The 19,631-nt window shown below is 64.0% G+C and carries 13 protein-coding genes; 4 read left to right on the top strand and 9 right to left on the bottom strand.

Translation table 11 applies throughout. The annotated features are described in order from the left end of the window. Positions 1–62: 62 nt before the first annotated feature. Positions 63–380, bottom strand: coding sequence for a chorismate mutase (locus tag HK353_RS06500; protein ID WP_173154066.1), 318 nt, complete (start codon positions 378–380; stop codon positions 63–65). 112 nt (positions 381–492) lie between these two features. Beyond that, complete coding sequence (locus tag HK353_RS06495) at positions 493–2,022, bottom strand: alanine/glycine:cation symporter family protein (protein ID WP_173154063.1); 1,530 nt, start codon at positions 2,020–2,022, stop codon at positions 493–495. A 140-nt stretch (positions 2,023–2,162) separates the two neighbouring features. On the opposite strand from HK353_RS06495, the gene HK353_RS16955 reads away from it, so the two are divergent. Further along, positions 2,163–3,560, top strand: coding sequence for an SPFH domain-containing protein (locus HK353_RS16955; RefSeq protein ID WP_245395827.1), 1,398 nt, complete (start codon positions 2,163–2,165; stop codon positions 3,558–3,560). 94 nt (positions 3,561–3,654) lie between these two features. Here the strand turns inward: HK353_RS16955 and HK353_RS06485 are convergent, their stop codons facing one another. Then, complete coding sequence (locus HK353_RS06485; RefSeq protein WP_245395826.1) at positions 3,655–6,645, bottom strand: Rne/Rng family ribonuclease; 2,991 nt, start codon at positions 6,643–6,645, stop codon at positions 3,655–3,657. A 301-nt stretch (positions 6,646–6,946) separates the two neighbouring features. Between HK353_RS06485 and HK353_RS06480 the strand changes: the two genes are divergently transcribed. Beyond that, a complete protein-coding gene (locus tag HK353_RS06480) occupies positions 6,947–7,594 on the top strand; it encodes a vitamin K epoxide reductase family protein (RefSeq protein ID WP_173154057.1) in 648 nt (215 codons plus the stop codon). A gap of 105 nt (positions 7,595–7,699) precedes the next feature. Here HK353_RS06480 and ndk read toward each other — a convergent pair whose 3' ends face one another. The 6 genes from ndk to HK353_RS06450 form a co-directional block, all read right to left on the bottom strand. After that, a complete protein-coding gene (ndk, locus tag HK353_RS06475; protein ID WP_173154054.1) occupies positions 7,700–8,119 on the bottom strand; it encodes a nucleoside-diphosphate kinase in 420 nt (139 codons plus the stop codon). Between the two features lie 82 nt (positions 8,120–8,201). Then, on the bottom strand, positions 8,202–8,567 hold the full coding sequence (locus HK353_RS06470) for a DUF4233 domain-containing protein (protein WP_173154051.1): 366 nt from the start codon (positions 8,565–8,567) through the stop codon (positions 8,202–8,204). Further along, the gene (locus HK353_RS06465; protein WP_173154048.1) at positions 8,564–10,066 is read right to left on the bottom strand and encodes a bifunctional folylpolyglutamate synthase/dihydrofolate synthase; all 1,503 of its coding nucleotides are present in this window, start codon (positions 10,064–10,066) and stop codon (positions 8,564–8,566) included. The genes HK353_RS06470 and HK353_RS06465 overlap by 4 nt, the downstream gene beginning before the upstream one ends. Continuing rightward, positions 10,063–13,326 carry an isoleucine--tRNA ligase gene (gene ileS, locus HK353_RS06460; RefSeq protein ID WP_173154045.1) on the bottom strand — a complete coding sequence of 1,088 codons (3,264 nt, stop codon included), beginning with the start codon at positions 13,324–13,326 and terminating at the stop codon, positions 10,063–10,065. The genes HK353_RS06465 and ileS overlap by 4 nt, the downstream gene beginning before the upstream one ends. 311 nt (positions 13,327–13,637) lie before the next feature. Beyond that, on the bottom strand, positions 13,638–14,393 hold the full coding sequence (locus tag HK353_RS06455; RefSeq protein ID WP_173154042.1) for an SDR family oxidoreductase: 756 nt from the start codon (positions 14,391–14,393) through the stop codon (positions 13,638–13,640). Between the two features lie 79 nt (positions 14,394–14,472). Further along, positions 14,473–15,648 (bottom strand): acyltransferase, encoded by a 1,176-nt coding sequence (locus HK353_RS06450; RefSeq protein WP_245395825.1) that lies wholly within the window; start codon positions 15,646–15,648, stop codon positions 14,473–14,475. Positions 15,649–15,891: 243 nt separating this feature from the next. On the opposite strand from HK353_RS06450, the gene valS reads away from it, so the two are divergent. Continuing rightward, complete coding sequence (valS, locus tag HK353_RS06445; protein ID WP_173154036.1) at positions 15,892–18,537, top strand: valine--tRNA ligase; 2,646 nt, start codon at positions 15,892–15,894, stop codon at positions 18,535–18,537. Between the two features lie 257 nt (positions 18,538–18,794). After that, complete coding sequence (locus tag HK353_RS06440) at positions 18,795–19,487, top strand: AIM24 family protein (RefSeq protein WP_173154033.1); 693 nt, start codon at positions 18,795–18,797, stop codon at positions 19,485–19,487. The last annotated feature ends 144 nt before the right edge of the window (positions 19,488–19,631 follow it).

Here is a 19,631-nt window from a genome sequence, read left to right as displayed (position 1 = left end):
TGCCCGATGTGAGCCATCTCTCGTCCACTCCCGGAGGCAGGCGGCTCCCCCGGCACTTCGACTCAGCTTTCGCGCGACTCCGCGATGCGCTCGTGCCGGCGGATGACCTCGGCGACGATGAACGCGAGGAACTTCTCTGCGAACTCCGGATCGAGATGGGACTCCTCGGCGAGTTCTCGGAGTCGGGCGACCTGCCTGGCTTCCCGAGACTCGTCGGCCGGGGGCAGACCGTGGTCGGCTTTGAGTTCACCGACGCGCTCGGTGAGCTTGAAGCGCTCGGCGAGGAGGTGAACGAGGGAGGCATCGATGTTGTCGATGCTGCCTCGCAGCTCCTGCAGCCGTTCGACTGCATGTGTCCTGTCGTCTCTGTTCTCATCCACGCCCCCAGTCTATCGATGCCCGGACATGCCTGTGCGCCGCATCCGTTTGGGCGCGGCGCACAGGCAACCTAAGTCGGGTGAGTCCTCCTCCGTCAGACACGGAGGTCGGCAATCAGGCGGGCTGGTCGACCGGGACGGCGTCGGCGGTGTCCGGATCGTTGAGCGTGCCGGCCTTGCGGTCGGCGAGGTACTTCTTCATCTCCTTCTTGACCACCGGCATCAGCATGTAGAGGCCGAGGATGTTGATGAAGGCACACATGAACAGGGCCGCATCCGCGAACTCCACGACCTTGGAGAAGGTCGCCACACAGCCGACGACGACGAAGAGGCAGACCAGCGTGCGGAAGACGGTGACACTGGCCTTCGCATTGCCGAACAGGTAGCTCCATGCCTGCTCACCGTAGTACGCCCAAGTGATGAGGGTGGAGAAGGCAAACAGTGCGACGGCGATGGCCAGCAGGATCGGGTACCACGAGGCGACCGTGGAGAAGGCATCCGAGGTCAGCGCAACTCCACCGATCTCACCGGCGCCGAGGTCCTCTCGGTAGGAGGCCTGATTGGCGACGATGATGGTCAGCGCCGTCATGGTGCAGACGACGACCGTATCGATGAAGGGCTCGAGGAGTGCAACGAATCCCTCGGAGATAGGACGACGAGTCTTGACCGCCGAGTGGGCGATCGCAGCTGATCCGATTCCTGCCTCATTCGAGAAGGCCGAACGCTGGAAGCCGATGATCATGACTCCGACGATGCCGCCGGCCACACCCTGCGGGTTGAACGCGCCGGCGAAGATCTCGCCGATCGCATTGGGGATGTTCGAGAAGTTGAGACCCAACACGAGGAGGCACGAGACGACATAGAAGATGGCCATTCCGGGAACGAGCTTGTCGGTGACCTTCGCGATGGAGCGGATGCCGCCGAGGATGACCAGGGCGACGAGGGCCGCGAAGATGATTCCGAAGACGAGCGAGGCGAAGGGGCCGGCCAGGAACCCGTCATCGCCGCCGGTGGCGGTGCGGACCTGGGCGAAGGTCTGGTTGGCCTGGAACATTCCGCCGCCGACGATGCCGAAGATGAGGATGGCGATGGCGAACAGTCCGGTGAGCACCGTTGCCACCGGCTTGGAGAAGCGACGGAAGGCAACGGGGAGGTACTTGAATGGTCCGCCGTGGACCACGCCGTTCTCGTCGATCTCACGGTATTTCACTCCGAGGGTGCATTCGACGAACTTGGTGCACATGCCGAGGAGACCGGCGATGATCATCCAGAAGGTCGCTCCGGGGCCGCCGAGAGCGATGGCCACGCCGACACCGGCGATGTTGCCGAGGCCGACGGTACCCGACAGCGCAGAGGCCAGGGCTTGGAAATGGCTGACCTCACCCGGATCGGACTTCGAGGAGAATTTTCCGCGGATGACCTCGAGCGACAGTTTCGCCCCTCGAGCTTGGATGAAGCCGAAGTAGAGGGTGAAGACCCCGGCTGCGAAGATGAGCCACAGGACGACGAAGGGAAACGAGATCGATCCGATGGTGATCGGGAAGAAGATGATGCTGCCGAACCATGTCGCGATCGGGTCGAACCAAGAGTTGATGGCATCGTCGACCGGCGAGGCCGGGGCTGCTGAAATTAAGAAATTGTTCATAGTGTGACAATTTACTGAGACCTGCGTCACATTCAAGCGTTCCACCTAATGGGACACGTTCAGTTATCGAACCGTTACGAAACTGACCGTTCCACGGCTGTTTGAGATTCCCGTCTCATTACCTGACCTAGACTGGGAGCATGACTCAGAACACCCAGCAACCAGGTCAGCGACCGAATCGTTCATCGAATCCGACCCCCGATCGCGGCCCCGTCCCCAGCGGAGATCAGAGCACACATATCCAGGCTGGACACAGTCAGCCCGCGTCCTATCCCGGGGCCGAAGCAGTGACGAATCCCAATGGCCACTATGGTTCTCAGGGTGCTCAGTCCGGGTCGATCGGCGGCTCGGGGGCGACGGCACCGTATGGTCCGCCCGCCGGCGCCCAAGCGAACACCGGTGCGCCGCCGCACCACCGTGAAGGCACACCGCTGCCACCGGCACCGCAGAGTCGTCGCACGGACGGACAGTCTGCCGGTTCAGGTCCGGTCCCGGCCACCGGGTCCGCACCTGTCTCATCGCAGGCACCGCACCCTGGGGCCCGACGGTCCGCTGCGCAGACGCCGAATTCCCACCGCGGCCCATCCGCCTCGGGGCAGGGGAATTCTGCCCCCACGCGCATCGTCTCCCCCGATGGAGAACGTGTCCGAGAGAAGCCGGCAGGCGGGGTCTCAGGCTACTTCGCCATCGTCGGCGCCATCGTTCTGCTGCTCCTCGCCGTGCTCCTGGGCATCATCGGGTTCGTCATGACCTTCGCCCAGGTCGCGGTCGGTGTCGTCCTCTTCATCGTGGCCGTCCTCAGCTTTATCGCTTCGATGTTCCTGTTCAAGGGCTGCACCTCGGTGGCGCCCGGACATGCCGTCGTCCTCCAGCTCTACGGCAAGTACGTCGGAACGGTCAGGCAGTCGGGTCTGCGATTCGTCAATCCCTTCTATACGAAAGATCAGATCTCGACTCGCATCCGCAACCATGAGACCTCGACGCTGAAAGTCAATGACCTCGACGGGAATCCGATCGAAATCGGCGCCGTGGTGGTCTGGCAGGTCCGCGATACCGCACAGGCGATGTTCGAGGTCGATGATTTCGAAGAGTTCGTCGCCATCCAGGCAGAGACCGCGGTTCGTCACATCGCCAACTCCTATGCCTATGATTCCTCGGATCCCGGCCGTATGTCGCTGCGTGACAACGCCGACGAGATCACCTCGCGGCTCTCCGACGAGATCGCTGCCCGGGTCATGGCTGCGGGAGTCACGATCATCGAGTCGCGCATCACCCAACTGGCCTACGCCCCGGAGATCGCCCGTGCCATGCTCCAGCGCCAACAGGCCACGGCCGTCGTCGCCGCCCGTCAGCTCATCGTCGAAGGAGCTGTGGGCATGGTGGAGACGGCGATCGAGGAGATCGAAGGACGGCAGATCGTCAGGCTCGGTCAGACCGAACGCAGCGACCTCGTATCGAACCTGATGATCGTCCTCTGCGGTGACCAGGCCGCACAGCCGACGATCAGCACCACCCGCAATCAGCAGTCGGCAGGCTGACCGCCAGTACCCGGAGTTCACCGCACACGACTGCGCCCCGTCGACGTCATCCGTCGGCGGGGCGCTGTCGTCTGTCTCAGCTCAGGAGAGGCGCTCAGTCCTCACCGATGATGACGAACGAGGTGGGCAGCTGCTCCTGCTTGGGGGCAGGGGCCTTCTTCGCCGGTTCGCGCTTCTTCGCCGGAGTGCTCTTGACCGGTTCGGCGGCGGCGACCTTCGTCTCGCTGTCCGCGCCGATCATCAGCGGCAGGTCCTTCGGTTCTTCGGCGACCGGCTTCTGCTCGGCTGCGGACTTCGCTTCTGCCGACTCCTGCTCGTTGCTGCTCGTCTTCGCGTTGCCGTTTGATTTCTCCCTGTCACTCGACTTCTCGTCGCGCGCCTCGGTCTGCGAGTCATCGCTGCGGTTCGAGCGGGAGCGGCGGCGTCCGTTGCGCGAACGCGGGCGGGACTTGGCGTTCTCGCCGTCGTTCGACGAGTCATCGGACTGAGTCCGAGCATCGGACGACGATTCGGTCGAATCGGCATCATCCTTCTTCAGGGTGGCTTTCGCGATCGCGGCGACAGCCGACCGAGAAGCATCCGAGGACACTGTCTCATCAGTCGATTCGGACTCATTGTGCTTGGACTTCGAGCCTGAGTCGCCCCGCCGCTTGCGATCACGGCGGTTGTCGTGGTTCGACGAGCGGTTGCCGCGGTGGGCCTTCGACCCGTCTTCTTCCGAACCCGGCAGCAGCAGACCCCGGCCGGTGAGGTCCTCGCCGGCGCTGACCAGGGATTCGGCGAGTCCGGTGCCGATGCGCTTGCGCGTCATCTGCACGAGTCCCAGCGATGTCACCTCGGCGACCTGATGCTTCGTCCGGTCGCGACCGAGGCACTCGACGAGGCGGCGCACCACGAGGTCTCGATTGGATTCGAGCACCATGTCGATGAAGTCGACGACGATGATTCCGCCGATGTCGCGCAGACGGATCTGCCGAATGACTTCCTCGGCGGCTTCGAGGTTGTTGCGGGTCACCGTCTCCTCGAGGTTGCCCCCGGAGCCGGTGAACTTGCCGGTGTTGACGTCTACGACCGTCATCGCTTCGGTGCGGTCGATGACGAGTGACCCGCCCGAGGGCAGATTCACGGTGCGCTGCAGCGCCTTCTGGACCTGCTCTTCGATCCTGTAGTGGTCGAAGATGTCTTCGTCCTCGTTGTAGCTGTGGACGCGATCGAGCAGGTCCGGGGCGACGGATTCGACGTACTCATGGATAGTGTTCCACGCTCCGTCGCCGTCGATGACGAGCGAGCTGAAGTCCTCGTTGAAGACATCACGGATGATGCGCACGATCATGTCCGGCTCGCTGTAGAGCAGCTGCGGGGCCAGCACCTTCGTCGACTTCGACTTCTTCTCGATCGTCTCCCACCGCTTGGCGAGACGTTCGACATCACGGGACAGATCGGAGTCGGTGGCACCTTCGGCAGCGGTGCGCACGATGACGCCGTTCGAATCGCCGACGAGCTGCTTGAGCAGCTTCTTCAGGCGTGCGCGTTCGTTGTCGGGCAGCTTCCGCGAGATTCCGGTCATCGAATTGCCCGGAACGTAGACGAGGAACCGCCCGGGCAGAGAGATCTGGCTGGTCAGGCGGGCGCCCTTGTGTCCGATCGGGTCCTTCGTCACCTGCACGAGCACGGCATCGCCGGGACTCAGCGCGGTTTCGATGCGACGTGCCTTGCCGTCCATGCCGAGGGCGTCCCAATTGACTTCACCGGCGTAGAGTACGGCATTGCGGCCCTTGCCGATGTCGATGAATGCCGCTTCCATGCTCGGCAGAACGTTCTGGACCTTGCCCAGGTAGACGTTGCCGATGAGCGAAGACTGCTGACGGTTCTCCTTGAGGTAGTGCTCGACAGCGATCCCGTCTTCGACGACGACGAGCTGAGTCTGATCGCCGCTCTCACGCACCAGCATGGTCCGGTCGACGGACTCACGTCGAGCGAGGAATTCGGCTTCGGTGATGATCGGCCGGCGACGTCCGGCTTCGCGACCCTCCTTGCGACGCTGGCGCTTTGCCTCGAGGCGAGTCGAACCCTTGAGCGAGGTGACCTCGTCGCGGTCGGTGGTGCGGGTGCGCGACCGGCGACGGCGACGACGCGAACCGCCGTCGGAGTCGTCGTCGCCATCGTCCGATTCCGAATCGTCGGAGTCCCTGTCGTCGGACTCCTTGTGATCAGTGTCCTTGCGATCCGACTTCGAATGTGAGTTCTCGGCGTCCGAATCGGAGTGCTTCGAACCGCGATTGCTCGACCGAGATCCCCGCTTCGACGACCTCGCATCCTGGTTGCCGGCAGAGTCCGAGGAGTCGTCCTCGGAGTCCTTGGAGTCGTCGTCCGAGTCCGAGGAATCGTCGTGGGAGTCATCGCGACCCCGCGATCGGCGACCGCGACCGCCTCGACGCCGACGTGGACCGCTGGAGGAATCGTCCTCACCACGGTCGTTCTGACGGCTCTCCTGCGAGGACGACGTGTCGTCATCGGAGTCCTGTGAATCATCCCAGTCATCGTCTTCGATCGTGATGGCCTCGGCGTATTCGGCCTTCGGCACCTGGAAGATCAGGCCCCCGTCATAGGGCACAGCTGGAGTGGTGCGGGGTTCGGGTGCGGCAGCCGGAGCAGCCGGGGCCGCGAAGGGATTGCGCGGGTCGAAGCTCGGCGATGCCTGCGACGCAGCATCGGACTCGTCGTCCCCGTCGTCGTCACCATCGGCATCGGCATCATCGTCGTTGTGATCATCGTCATCGTCGTCCGAGTCTCCGCGGACGAACTCCTCGAAGACGAGTCCCCGATTGGCCACGGCATCGCGTGCGGACTTCTGCCCGACTCTGCGAGGGGTCGGCTCTTCGTCCTCATCATCGTTGCTGTCATCGGCATCGCCGATACGCAGCGACTCGGCCGCCTCAGCGATGTCATCGAGGCGCGCACGCACTCGGTCGTCGACATCCTCGTGTTCGGCGTTCTTGCCACCCGCCGACTGCTGCAGATTCGCGAGGTCCGCGAGAATGCCTTCGGTCGGATCTGTCGACTCTGTGCCGTCGTTATCGTTCATCGTATCTCCCAGTCCGAAGACGCCGTCCACACCGTACGGATCTTCGGATCCTTGCATGGTCCTCAATGGACCGAAACCTGTGGATGGCACATCCGGCTCGCGCTCAGCGCGTAGGCCTTCCGTGCTGCCTCATCTTGTTGTCGACCTGCGAGGTCATACCCTCGGCTCGGTGGAGGCACTTCTCCTGCTCGGTGTGAGAACAGGTATCCGTCCGACCATTATGTCACAGAAGTGTCTCTGCGCTTTGGTTTAGATGGGGCCGGGGTTTGCCGCACGGGACATGGCCAGGCATTCTTGAGGAGTGAACAACACACTGACTCAATCCGACGATCTCGAGTCCACCGACACCACCTCGTCGTGGGTGCTCAGATCGGTGCCGTTCGGGATCTTCCTCATCATCGCCTCTGCCATCGGCTTCCTCGCCTCGTTCTCCCTGTCGGCGGAGAAGTACGAGAAGCTGGCGAACCCGGACGTCGTGCTCTCCTGCGACCTCAACCCGTTCTTCTCGTGCGGTTCGGTCATGGAACATCCCGAAGCCGAGCTCCTTGGCTTTCCAAATCAGCTCATGGGCGTGGCAGCCTTCATCATCCCGCTGCTGCTCGGTGTGCTCATCCTGTCCGGCACCCGGCTGCCCCGCTGGGTGATGGTGGGACTGAATATCGGACTCGGATGCGGCGTGGCGCTGGTGATGTTCCTGTTCTACGTCTCGATCTACAAGATCGGGGTCGGATGCCCGTGGTGCATCATCGTGTGGACCGTGACGATTCCGATGTTCATGGCCGTCACCGCCCGCAATCTGCTCACCGGTGCCTTCGGTCGGCGCGCCGCCGACAACGCCGCGCTGAGGGTTCTGGCAAAGGAGAACATCGCCCTGTCGGTGCTGTGGATGCTCATCATCTTCGCCTGCATCGTCGTGCAGTTCTGGGCATTCTTCTCCAATCTGCTCTGATCGTGAAACAGATGCAGTGAGGGTGCCCCACCAAACGGTGGGGCACCCTCACTTATTCGACCGGCTCGGCTCTGACGTCGGCCGCATTCGGTCTTCTGCCTGTCATCAGCCTTCGGCCGGGTACCAGATTCCGATCTCGCGTTCGGCCGATTCGGTGGAATCGGATCCGTGGACGAGGTTCTTCTGCACCTTCTCTCCCCAGTCGCGACCGAGATCGCCGCGAATCGTGCCGGGAGCAGCTGCCGTCGGGTCGGTGGCGCCGGCCAGGAACCGGAAGCCGGGGATGACGCCCTGTCCGGAGGCGATGATCGAAACGATCGGCCCTTCGGACATGAAGTCGACCAGCGGCTGGTAGAAGGGCTTGCCTTCGTGCTCGGCGTAATGGGCTGCCAGTTCGGCGGCGGTGGCCGAACGGAGATCCAAGGCGTCGATCGCATAGCCCTTGGCTTCGATTCGGGCCACGATCTGTCCGACGAGTCCGCGAGCGACTCCGTCGGGCTTGATGAGGATGAGCGTACGTTCCATTCCGGTCCTTCCAATGTCGTGTGGACGTCGGTCCACAGTCTACCCGGGCACCGAGGCGCTCCCGCCTCGGTGTTCTCACGGTTCAGTCGCGCGCGGCGACCTCACGATCGATGCGAGCCGACCAGTACACGGCCACGGCCCACAAGGCGATGAACAGCGCTGCGACGAAGAACATCGAGGTGAGCACGAAGCCGGAGGCCAGCAGCAGCCCCTGCACGACCCAGCCGATGATCACACCGGGACGCTTCTCACCGATGCGCCGCGGCAGCAGGATGACGGCGATGATCGCCAACACTGCGATGACCGAGGCGCCGATGAGCAGCTGTGCCAGGGTCAGGGTCTGGGCTGATTTCACCGACAAGCCGAATGTCGTGAGCACGGCGAAGTAGACGACGACGAGCTCGCAGATGAGGATCGATCCGCAGAGAACGGGGTACTTCGATTTCATCCTTCCTCCCCTCGTCCGAGCAGCAGGCGCGCTTCGGCCACGGTGTAGATGGAGCCGGTGACGACGATCCCCGGACTCTTCGCATCGACGCTGTTGGCCAGGTCGATGGCTTTCATCAGAGCGGCGTTGAGATCGGAGGCGACGATGACGGAATCCTCGTCGACCCATTCCCGCGCCGCCTCGGCGAGGTCGTCTGCCGGCAGCGCACGGGAGTTGAGATTCTCGCTGACGACGAACACATCTGCGCTGCGATGAAGCTCTTCGATGACACCGTCGCTGTCCTTGTCCGCCAGCATCGCCAGCACGATGACGACATAGTCGAAGTCGAACGCCTCGGCGAGCGTCTCGGCCAGCACATGCGCGGCATCCGGGTTATGGGCGCCGTCGACGACCACGCTCGGTCCCGTGCGCAGGAGTTCCGCGCGGCCCGGTGACGTCACGCGGGCCAGCCCCTCGGCCACCGTCTCCTGATTGAGCGGCTTGTCTTCGGCTCCCAGGAAGGTCTCGGCCGCGACGATCGCAACCGCGGCATTGTGGGCCTGGTGAATTCCGTGCAGCGGCAGGAACAGGTCGGAGTAGACGTCTCTGCGGCCCTGGACCGTGATGAGCTGACCGTCGACGGCCCGCTGTCGTTCGAGGAGACGGAAGTCCCGTTCCTCAGCGGCCAGCGGAACCTCACGGCGGGCGGCTTCCTCGTCGAGGACCGCCTGGGCGGCCTCGTCCTGGACAGCAGACACGGCAACAGGTTCGGGAGCCGGGCTGTCTTCGACGCTGCGGTCGAGGATCCCAGCCTTGGTCGCGGCGATCTCCTCGATGGTGTCGCCGAGGAACGCCTGATGATCGAGACCGATCTTCGTGAACACGCACACCTGGGCATCGGCGACGTTCGTCGAATCCCATTGACCGCCCATGCCGACCTCGGTGACGACGACATCGACCGGAGCATCGGCGAACACTGCGAAGGCCAGCACTGTCAGCGCTTCGAAATAGGTGAGCTTCGCGCGCCCTTCGGCTTCGAGCTGGGCATCGACGATCTCGAGGTACGGTGCGATCTCGTCATAGATGCGCACGAAGGTGTGAGCGGACACGGGGGCGCCGTCCACGGAGATCCGTTCGGTCACCGAATGCAGGTGCGGACTGGTGAAACGACCGACCCGGAGCTCATGAGCGGAGATGAGCGAATCGATCATCCGTGCCGTCGACGTCTTCCCATTCGTGCCCGTGATCGTGATCGTCGGGGCCGCAGTGTGGATATCGCCGAGGATCTCACACGCCCGCCGAGTCGCGTCGAGGCGCAGCTCGACCTGCGTCTCCCCCGCCCGGGCAAGCAGCAGGGCATAGACCCGGGCGAGCTCGGCCCGAGTGGCCTCATCGACGACCGGTTCGGGCAGAGGTTCCGAATCCGCGTCTTGTTCTGCGGTCTGCGGATCTTCGACAGCGGCCAGCAGCTCCTCGGCTGCTGCCACCGGATCCTCGGCTGGGGTGTTGTCCTCGCTCATGCCCGCTTCACCGCCAGACGGGTGCCGCCGGGGAGCTCTTCGGGGCTGAAGACCTCGGCACCGGCGTCGACCGGGCCGAAGTCCAGAGTGGTCGTCAGGGTCTCACCGGCGATGAGGTCGACGTGAGGCTGGAGCGCGGCGACCACCTCGGTGCCGGCTTCGATGGTGACGGCGATCCGGTCGGAGATGTCGAGATCGAGCTGCTTGCGGATGCCTTGGATGGCACGCACGGCATCACGTGCCATGCCCTCGGCCTCGAGCTCGGGTGTGACCCGCGTGTCGAGGGCGAGGAAGCCGGAGTCGAGAGCCGCGAGCTCCATGCCCTCGGTACCGGATTCGGCCACGGATTCGAGGGTGAACTCGCCGTCGACGAGTTCGATTCCGCCGCTGACGACGGTGCCGTCGGTGACGGACCAGTCGCCGGACTTCGAAGCCTTGATGACCTGCTGGACCTGTTTGCCCAGACGGGGTCCGGCGGCACGGGCGTTGACGACGAGATTCTGTGACAGGGAGAATCCGGCGGCCTCCGCCTCGGCGACGTCGAGGACCTCGACGGTACGCACATTGAGCTCATCGGCGATGATTTCGGTGAAGTCAGAGCTCAGGTCCGTGTCGGTGGCGACGGTCAGCTGCGACAGCGGCAGGCGCACCCGCAGCTGGTTGGCCTTGCGCACCGAGGAGGCCGTCGAGCAGATATCGCGGGTGAGGTCCATCGCCGCGACGAGATCGGCGTCGGCAGGGAATGCTTCGGCATCCGGGTAGTCGGCCAGGTGCACCGACCGCTGCCCGGTCAGTCCGCGATAGATCTCTTCGACCGTGAACGGCAGCAGGGGCGCGGCCACACGGCAGAATGCCTCCAGACAGGTATAGAAGACGTCGAAGGACTCATGCGTGTGGGTGCCGCCGTCCCAGAACCGGCGACGCGAACGACGCACGTACCAGTTCGTGAGCATATCGAGGTAGCTGCGCACGAGTTCGCATGCCGCCCAGATGTCGAGGCCCTCCATCGCCTCAGCGAACTCGGTGATGAGGTCGTGCGTCTTGGCCAGGAGGTATCGGTCGAGGACCTGGGACGAGTCGTAGCGGGACTGTGCCTGGTAGCCGGTCTTCTCCCCCGCCGGACCGCCGGCCGCGTTGGAATAGGTCGCGAAGAACTGCCAGGTGTTCCACAGCGGGAGCACGACCTGGCGGACACCGTCGCGAATGCCCTGTTCGGTGACGACGAGGTTGCCGCCGCGCAGGATGGACGAAGCCATGAGGAACCAGCGCATGGCATCAGAGCCGTCGCGGTTGAAGACCTCGTTGACATCGGGGTAGTTGCGCAGGGACTTCGACATCTTCTGCCCGTCGGAACCGAGCACGATGCCGTGGGAGATGCAGTTCGTGAATGCGGGTCGGTCGAAGATCGCTGTGGCCAGAACGTGCAGCAGGTAGAACCAGCCGCGGGTCTGTCCCACGTATTCGACGATGAAGTCGGCCGGGAAGTGGTTGTCGAACCATTCGGAGTTCTCGAACGGATAGTGCACCTGGGCGTAGCTCATCGAACCGGAGTCGAACCAGACGTCGAAGATCTCTGGGATGCGCCGCATCACGGAATTGCCGGTCGGATCGTCCGGGTTCGGGCGGGTGAGGTCATCGACCCACGGGCGGTGGAGGTCGACTTCTCCGGAGTCGTTGCGCGGAAGACGTCCGAAGTCGGCTTCGATCTCTGCCAGGGAGCCGTAGACATCGGTGCGCGGGTAGGCCGGATCGGAGGAGATCCACACGGGGATCGGCGAACCCCAGAAGCGGTTGCGCGAGATCGACCAGTCGCGGGCGTTTTCCAGCCATTTGCCGAACTGTCCGTGTTTGACGTTGTCGGGCACCCAGTTGATCTGCTCGTTGAGTTCGACCATGCGGTCCTTGAACTCGGTGACGCGGACGAACCAGGAGGACACCGCACGGTAGATCAGCGGGTTCCGGCAGCGCCAGCAGTGCGGGTAGGAGTGCTCGTAGGATTCGTGGCGGATCAGCAGAGCACCCCGCGATTCCATCGGACCCGTGTGGTTGCGCAGGTCCTTGATGATCGCCTTGTTGGCGTCGAAGACCTGCTGGCCGGCGTAGTCGGGCACTGTCGTATCGAAACGACCGGCGTCGTCGACGGGGCGGGCGGCGGTGATTCCGTAGGAGTCCGTGAGTTCCTTGTCCTCTTCACCGAAGGCGGGTGACTGGTGGACGATTCCGGTGCCGTCTTCGACGGTGACGAAATCCGCGGCGAGGATCGTGTGCATGTTCTCGCCGAACTCCTCCTGACGGCCTTCGAAGTACGGGAAGGGAGGTTCGTAGGAGGCGCCGACGAGCTCGCTGCCTGGGAAGGTGCGGACAACCTGCGGTTCGGCACCGAGTTCACGAGCATAGGCTCCCAGGCGCGCCTCGGCGAGGATGAGGGTCTTGCCCTGAAGTTCTTCGGCACCGTCTTCACCGGGGATCACTGCGACGAGTGGGATCTCCGGGTTGACGGCCACGGCCTGGTTCGACGGAACCGTCCACGGAGTCGTCGTCCAGATGAGGACCCACTCGTCTGAGTCCTTGAGTTTGTATCCGAGGGTCACGGCCGGATCCTGACGCATCTTGTACACGTCGTCGTCCATGCGCAGCTCATGGTTCGACAGCGGCGTCTCGTCCTTCCAGCAGTAAGGAAGCACGCGGTAGCCCTCGTAGACGAGACCTTTGTCCCAGAGCTGCTTGAACGCCCAGATGACGCTTTCCATGTATTCGACGTTGAGCGTCTTGTAGTCGTTGTCGAAGTCGACCCACCGGCCCTGTCGGGTCACATATTCTTCCCATTCCTGGGTGTACCGAAGGACCGAGGAGCGGCAGGCGTCGTTGAATGCGGCCAGTCCCATGCGGCCGATCTCGGATTTGTCGGTGATGCCCAGCTGACGCTCGGCTTCGAGCTCGGCCGGCAGTCCGTGGGTGTCCCAGCCGAAGCGGCGGTCGACCTTCTTGCCGCGCATCGTCTGGAAGCGCGGGACGACGTCCTTGACGTAGCCGGTGAGCAGGTGACCGTAGTGGGGCAGGCCGTTGGCGAAGGGAGGTCCGTCGTAGAAGACGAATTCGTTCTCGCCGTTTTCGCCGGCATCGCGCTGGGCGATCGATGCCTTGAAGGTGTCGTCCTCCTGCCAGTAGCGCAGCACAGCGTCTTCGATGGCAGGGAAGTTCGGGGACGACGAGAGTCCGAAGGTCGAGGTCGAAACCTTGGGATAGAGAGGCTGAGTCATGAGCGTCCTTCTGGGTCACTGCGGTCACTGTCACGAGGACGACAGTCTGCCGCGGTACCACCTCGCTTATCCGCAGTCCGACCGGTTCAGGTCGGTCAGCGGATCGCTCATTCACTCAGACGATGACGGGTCCACCCGTCCGGGTCTACTGAGAACGCGGCGTTTGGAACGCTGGTTCCGTTCTTCCGGATGCTCCCCGGTGATAGCCGGATCGACGCAAGACAATCCTATACCGTCGACTCCGCCCGAGACCACTCGGCGGCGCGGGGTTTCTCCCTCGCCGAGGCGCCCCGGGCTGGAGCCGTGGGTGCTCACAGTCCCCGGTTGCGGGCGACTTTGTGCTGAGCGGCCTGGGCGATCGGTCGGATGACCATGAGATCGACGTTGAAGTGGTGCGGCCGGGTGAGCGTGTAGACGACGGCGTCGGCGACGTCATCCGCGGTCAGCGGGTTCTCGACGCCTTCGTAGACCTTCGCGGCCTTCGTCTCATCGCCGCCGACACGCTTGAAGGTGAACTCGTCGGTGGCGACCATTCCTGGTGCGATCTCGATGACGCGCACGGGTTCGCCGGCGAGCTCGAGGCGCAGGGTCGCTGCCATCGAATGGGTGCCGTGTTTCGCAGCGACGTAGCCACCGCCGCCTTCATAGGCCTGATGGCCCGCGGTCGAGGACATGACGACGATGTCCCCGCGGCCGGAGTCGATGAGGGCGGGAAGCAGTGCCTTGACGACGCGCAGGACGCCGAGGACGTTGATGTCGAACATGTCCCGCCACCCGTCGACCGATGCCTCGGCGACGGTGTCGGTTCCGAAGGCGGCACCCGCGTTGGCCACGAGGGAGTGGACGACTCCCCCGGCGAGCACCTGTTCGGCCATGGACGCCACGGCGGCGTCATCGGTGAGGTCGGCGACGATGTAGCCGGCTCCGGTCTCCTCGGCGAGGGCCTTGAGCTTGTCCTCACGACGGGCCACGGCGACGACGTCCCAGCCCTGCTCGCGCAGCTGTCGGACCGTGGCCGCACCGATTCCGGAACTGGCTCCTGTGACTACTGCTCTGAGCTTTTCCATCTGGGTTCTCCTCTGTCGGGTCTGTCGGCGGGTTTGAGTCTGGATTCCGGAAGCGGGGTTCTCCTTATCGGATCTCAGTCTACGGAGTCGGCTCTCTGCCGCGAGTAGTTTCTTCTGAGCCGAGATCGGTCTCGAAAGCGCTGCTCCCGGCAAGCTCAGGTGGCGTCGTTTCTTCCGGGGTCGTCGACGCGACGGGTGGGGGGCCCTTCGCGCCCGGTCGGAGTTTCTTCACGTTTGGTCGGGTGTGCGGGTTGCGGGGTCCGCCTTCGCCGAAGACGGCACGGAAGCCGGGGATCTTCACTGCCACCCAGGTGATGGCGGCGCAGATGATCGCATAGGCGATCGGCATGATCACGGCATGGAGAAGAACGCCTGGCACGGTGTCAGGCAGGCCCATGGCATTTCGGACAGGGTAGACCAGCAGCGGATGGAGGAGGAACACACCGAAGGAATACGGGTAGAACCGGTGCAGCAGTCCGAAGCCTTCGCGCAGATGGAAATGCAGGAGGAGGTAGGCGGCCATGGAGGCGAGGACGACTCCTGGGGCGAGATATTCGTACGGGAACAACCACGGCTTCTCACCGGGACCCAGACCGGCCCAGACCGCAGTTCCGGTGACCGCGATGATGAAGCTGAGCCACGCCAGGACTGCCCCTCTGGCCGAGAGCACGATATCGCGCAGCACCCAACCGAGGATGTAGAAACCGGCCATCGGCAGGAACCGGGTGGCGATATTGGCTTCGCCGACGTCGAATACCATCGACACCCACTGGTCAGTCATGCCGATGCCGAGGAAGATCAGACCGGTCCCCCACTGCAGACGGCGGGAGCCGTGGACGCTCAGCAGGCGGAAGAACGGGGTGAGCAGGATCAGACCGGCAAGGACGTAGAGGAAGTAGAGCTGGACGAAGGGCGATCCGGTGAGGATCGCAATGCCCGGATTCCAGGTGTCATCGTCGGGCTGCAGGTAGTAGCGGCGGAACAGAACGTACACGACTGTCCAGAACACGAGGGGGATGCCGATTCGCCAGACTCGTTTGGACAGGAATTTCCGCGGTTTGGCGCCCCGGTCGGGGTCCAGGGCCAACGCCCCGGAGATCATGATGAATACGGGCACCGACCACCGGCAGGCGGAGTCGATGGTGTTGGCCAGCCACCAGTCGGGCCCCATACTTGCGAAGTTCTCTTCGACGACGGTGCCCAGGGAATGGATGGCTACGACGGCGATGATCGCGATCGCACGTGCCGGATTCATCCACGCGGTCGACGTGGGCGGCGGATTCTCTGTCGGAATTCGGTCCAAGGGCGCCATGTGTCCATGATGTCATTGCCCGCGGCGCAGGCGACTCACTTCGCCTTCAGGGTGTGAGCCGTCCCACGTCGTCGAGCTGGGGCGGCCGAGGCGGGAGTGCTGCACTCAAGCCGGGGTGGGGCTTCGCGCGGCCACGGGCGCGAACCGGTTTGGCCGATCGCGAACCGGGTGAGAAAATCAGCAATTATGAACACACCTGCCTTTTCGGACTCGACGCACGAGTCAGTGAACCTTCCTGACAAGCCGGCCCTCGAGGGGCTGCGGGACAAATGGGACGCCGCGTGGAGCGAGCAGAACGTCTACGCCTTCGACGTCGACACCGATCGCGAGCAGGTCTACTCGATCGACACTCCCCCGCCGACCGCCTCGGGGTCGCTGCATGTGGGACACGTGTTCTCCTACACCCAGACCGACATCATCGCCCGCTATCAGCGGATGACCGGCAAGAACGTGTTCTATCCCCTCGGCTGGGACGACAACGGCCTGCCGACCGAACGGCGTGTGCAGAACTACTACGGAGTCACCTGTGACCCCGGCCGGCCTTACGACCCGGACTTCCAGCCGCCGGAGAAGGCGCCGAAGAATTCGCGCGACTACGTCAAGGTCTCTCGCCAGAACTTCATCGAACTGTGCGAGAAGCTCTCCGCCGAGGACGAGAAGGTGTTCGAAGATCTCTTCCGCTCCACCGGACTGTCTGTGGATTGGAAGTACACATACCGCACGATCGATGACGATTCGCGTGCGGTGAGCCAGCGGGCCTTCCTCACCGATCTGAAGAACGGGCATGCCTATTCGCAGGATGCCCCGACCATGTGGGACGTCACCTTCGGCACTGCTGTGGCTCAGGCCGAACTCGAGGATCGTGAGCGCGAAGGCGCCTACCACAAGGTGAAGTTCTTCCCCGAGGGCGCTGATGGCCTGGCCGACACCTCGGCGGAACCGATCATCATCCTCACCTCGCGTCCGGAGCTCATTCCCGCTGTCGTGGCACTCGTCGCCCATCCCGATGACGAACGCTACGCCTCCCTGTTCGGCACGAAGGTCGTTTCGCCGCTCTTCGGAGTCAGCGTCGAGATCCGCGCCCATGAGCTCGCGAAGTCCGATAAGGGCACAGGCATCGCCATGGTCTGCACCTTCGGCGACCTCACCGACGTCACGTGGTGGCGTGAACTCGATCTGCCGACCCGTGCGGTGATCAACCGCGGCGGCCGCCTCAACCTCGAGGTGCCCGAGTGGATCGCGAGCTCACCGAAGTCCGATGCTGTGGCCAACTATGAGGCACTGGCGGGAAAGACGACGTTCTCTGCGCGCAAGGACATTGCGCAGATGCTCACCGACTCCGGTGACCTCATCGGCGAGATCGAGCCGATCACCCATCCGGTCCCGTTCTACGAAAAGGGCGACAAGCCGCTCGAGGTCGTCACCAGCCGTCAGTGGTACATCCGCAACGGCGGACGGTCGGCCGAGCTGCGGGATGCGCTCATCGCCCGCGGGCGCGAGATCGAATGGCACCCGGCGTACATGCGCTCCCGCTACGAGAACTGGGTGGAGAACCTCAACGGCGACTGGCTGGTCTCCAGGCAGCGGTTCTTCGGTGTCCCGATTCCGCTGTGGTACCGCCTCGACGCTGATGGCCAGCCCGATTACGATGATCCGATCGTGCCCGAGTCGCTTCCGTGCGACCCCATTGCCGAGGCTCCTGCCGGCTTCACCGACGACCAGCGTGATGTGCCCGGCGGGTTCACCGCAGACCCGGATGTCCTCGACACCTGGGCGACGTCGTCGCTGACGCCGCAGCTGCTCGGCGGCTGGTCGCGTGACGAGGAGTTCTTCGACAAGGTCTTCCCCTTCGACCTGCGTCCGCAGGGACACGACATCATCCGCACCTGGCTGTTCTCCACCGTGGTCCGGGCGAACTCGCTCAACGATGCGGCACCGTGGAAGCATGCCGGCCTGTCGGGGTGGATCCTCGATCCGGACCGGAAGAAGATGTCGAAGTCCAAGGGCAATGTCGTGGTTCCGTCGGACATCCTCGGCGAGGCGAAGCCGGGATTCGGTCCCGACGCGGTCCGCTACTGGGCGGCCAGCGCGAAACTCGGCGCGGACACCGCCTATGACGTCACACAGATGCAGATCGGCCGCCGGCTGGCGATGAAGCTGCTCAACGCCTCGAAGTTTGCTCTGGCACAGGGTGTGCATGCCGGTCTCATCGGTCAGCTCGGCGCCGTCACCCACGATCTCGATCGGGCCCTGCTGGCAAAGCTTGCCGAGGTTGTCGAGCAGGCCGGGAAGCATATGGCCGCTTACGACTATGCTCATGCACTGCGTGTGACCGAGAGCTTCTTCTGGGAGTTCACCGATGACTATGTCGAGCTCGTCAAGGACCGTTCCTACGGCTCATCGGGATCTGACGATCAGCTGTCGGCGCACGTCACCTTGGCCACTGCTCTGGATGTCCTGCTGCGTCTGTTCGCTCCGTTCACTCCGTTCGTCACCGAAGAGGTCTGGTCCTGGTGGCGCACCGGTTCGGTCCACCGTGCGCCGTGGCCGGCAGATGAGGCGCTGAGCCATCCGGAATCGTCCGTCGATCCCGAGCTGCTGGCCTTCGTGGCAGCCGCACTGACCGAGATCCGCCGCACGAAGACCGAGGCCAAGGTGTCGCAGAAGACCGAGGTCGCTTCCGTGACCATTCAGGCGCCGGCCGCCGTCGTCTCCGCGATCACGGCGGCAGAAGGCGACCTCAGGGCCGCGGGCCGTATCAAGTCCCTGAGCACCGAGGAAGCCGGCGAGGAGATCACCATCGACTCGATCGACTTCGTCGACCAGGACTGAGCAGAACACCAGCCGGCCCTGACGGTCAGCCGGCGCACCCTCCGGCCCCGCCGGCTGACCGAGACCCGAACTGGTCCCGCAGAGCCCCGCGGCATCCGTTCCTCCGCAGCGTCGGAGCAGCGGATGCCGTGGGGTTCTGTGCATGTTCCGGAACGGATACACGAAATGACCGGGTTCTGCGCACTCTCGCCCGTACTATGGTTATCGACCACTGAAGAAACACCGAAGTCCTCCCTGAACGAAAGGTCCCCAGAACCGTGAGAAGCGAACTCTTTTCCAAGCGCAACGCCGAGGTCCAGAACCAAGAGCGGTGGACGCTCCAGTCGAACAAGATGCTGCGTTCGGTGATCACACCGAACGCGCCGATGATCGCCACCAAGGGTGCGATGGTCGCCTATCAGGGAGATGTCCGCTTCACCCACCAGGGGTCGAAGTCGGTCGGCCAGTTCATGAAGAAGGCAGCCACCGGCGAGGGCGGAAACGTCATGCGCGTCGAGGGACACGGAGAGGTGTTCTTCGCCAGGGAGGCCTCGAACATCTTCATGATGGCGCTCGAAGGTCCGCAGGACGCACTGACCGTCAACACCGCGAATCTGCTCGCCTTCGACGACGCGCTCAGCTGGGAGATCAAACGCATCAAGGGCGGTGTCGGTGCGATGGTCAGCGGTTCGGGACTATTCAACCTCGAACTTGCAGGCCAGGGCACTGCCGCCATCTGCTGCAAGGGTGAGCCCATGGTCCTCGACTGCTCGCAGCAGCCGACCTTCGTCGATCCGCAGGCCGCCGTCTGCTGGTCGTCGGCACTGGCCCCGCAGATCAAGACCGACGTCAGCGTCGGAACCTTCTTCGGTCGCGGCTCCGGCGAGTCCGTGCAGCTGGCATTCCACGGCCCCGGCTTCGTCGTCGTCCAGCCCGCAGAGAACGCCGTCTACTCGGCCACCACCAGCTGACGCACCTGGCGGCCGTCCGCAGCATCACCACGCTGACGCACCCCCGACCCGCTGCTTCGGCAGCGGGTCGGGGTGTCGTCGTCTCTTCCGCGCATCTCCCCAATGTCGCCGCATCGGGCGCCCCTCACCCGTCGTCACTCAACA

This window comes from Brevibacterium permense, from assembly GCF_013280495.1.
Classification (GTDB): Bacteria; Actinomycetota; Actinomycetes; order Actinomycetales; family Brevibacteriaceae; genus Brevibacterium; species Brevibacterium permense.
Note: the sequence above shows the minus strand (reverse complement) of the source record. Positions and strands in the feature narration are given on the sequence as shown.

Bases quoted from the DNA above. Each gene is read 5' to 3' on its own strand.
- HK353_RS06470 (WP_173154051.1), bottom strand. From the start codon at position 8,567: ATGAAATCGAAGTACCCCGTTCTCTGCGGATCGATCCTCATCTGCGAG.
- HK353_RS16955 (WP_245395827.1), top strand. From the start codon at position 2,163: ATGACTCAGAACACCCAGCAACCAGGTCAGCGACCGAATCGTTCATCG.
- HK353_RS06465 (WP_173154048.1), bottom strand. From the start codon at position 10,066: ATGAGCGAGGACAACACCCCAGCCGAGGATCCGGTGGCAGCAGCCGAG.
- ileS (WP_173154045.1), bottom strand. From the start codon at position 13,326: ATGACTCAGCCTCTCTATCCCAAGGTTTCGACCTCGACCTTCGGACTC.
- HK353_RS06455 (WP_173154042.1), bottom strand. From the start codon at position 14,393: ATGGAAAAGCTCAGAGCAGTAGTCACAGGAGCCAGTTCCGGAATCGGT.
- valS (WP_173154036.1), top strand. From the start codon at position 15,892: ATGAACACACCTGCCTTTTCGGACTCGACGCACGAGTCAGTGAACCTT.
- HK353_RS06485 (WP_245395826.1), bottom strand. From the start codon at position 6,645: ATGAACGATAACGACGGCACAGAGTCGACAGATCCGACCGAAGGCATT.
- ndk (WP_173154054.1), bottom strand. From the start codon at position 8,119: ATGGAACGTACGCTCATCCTCATCAAGCCCGACGGAGTCGCTCGCGGA.
- HK353_RS06495 (WP_173154063.1), bottom strand. From the start codon at position 2,022: ATGAACAATTTCTTAATTTCAGCAGCCCCGGCCTCGCCGGTCGACGAT.
- HK353_RS06450 (WP_245395825.1), bottom strand. From the start codon at position 15,648: ATGAATCCGGCACGTGCGATCGCGATCATCGCCGTCGTAGCCATCCAT.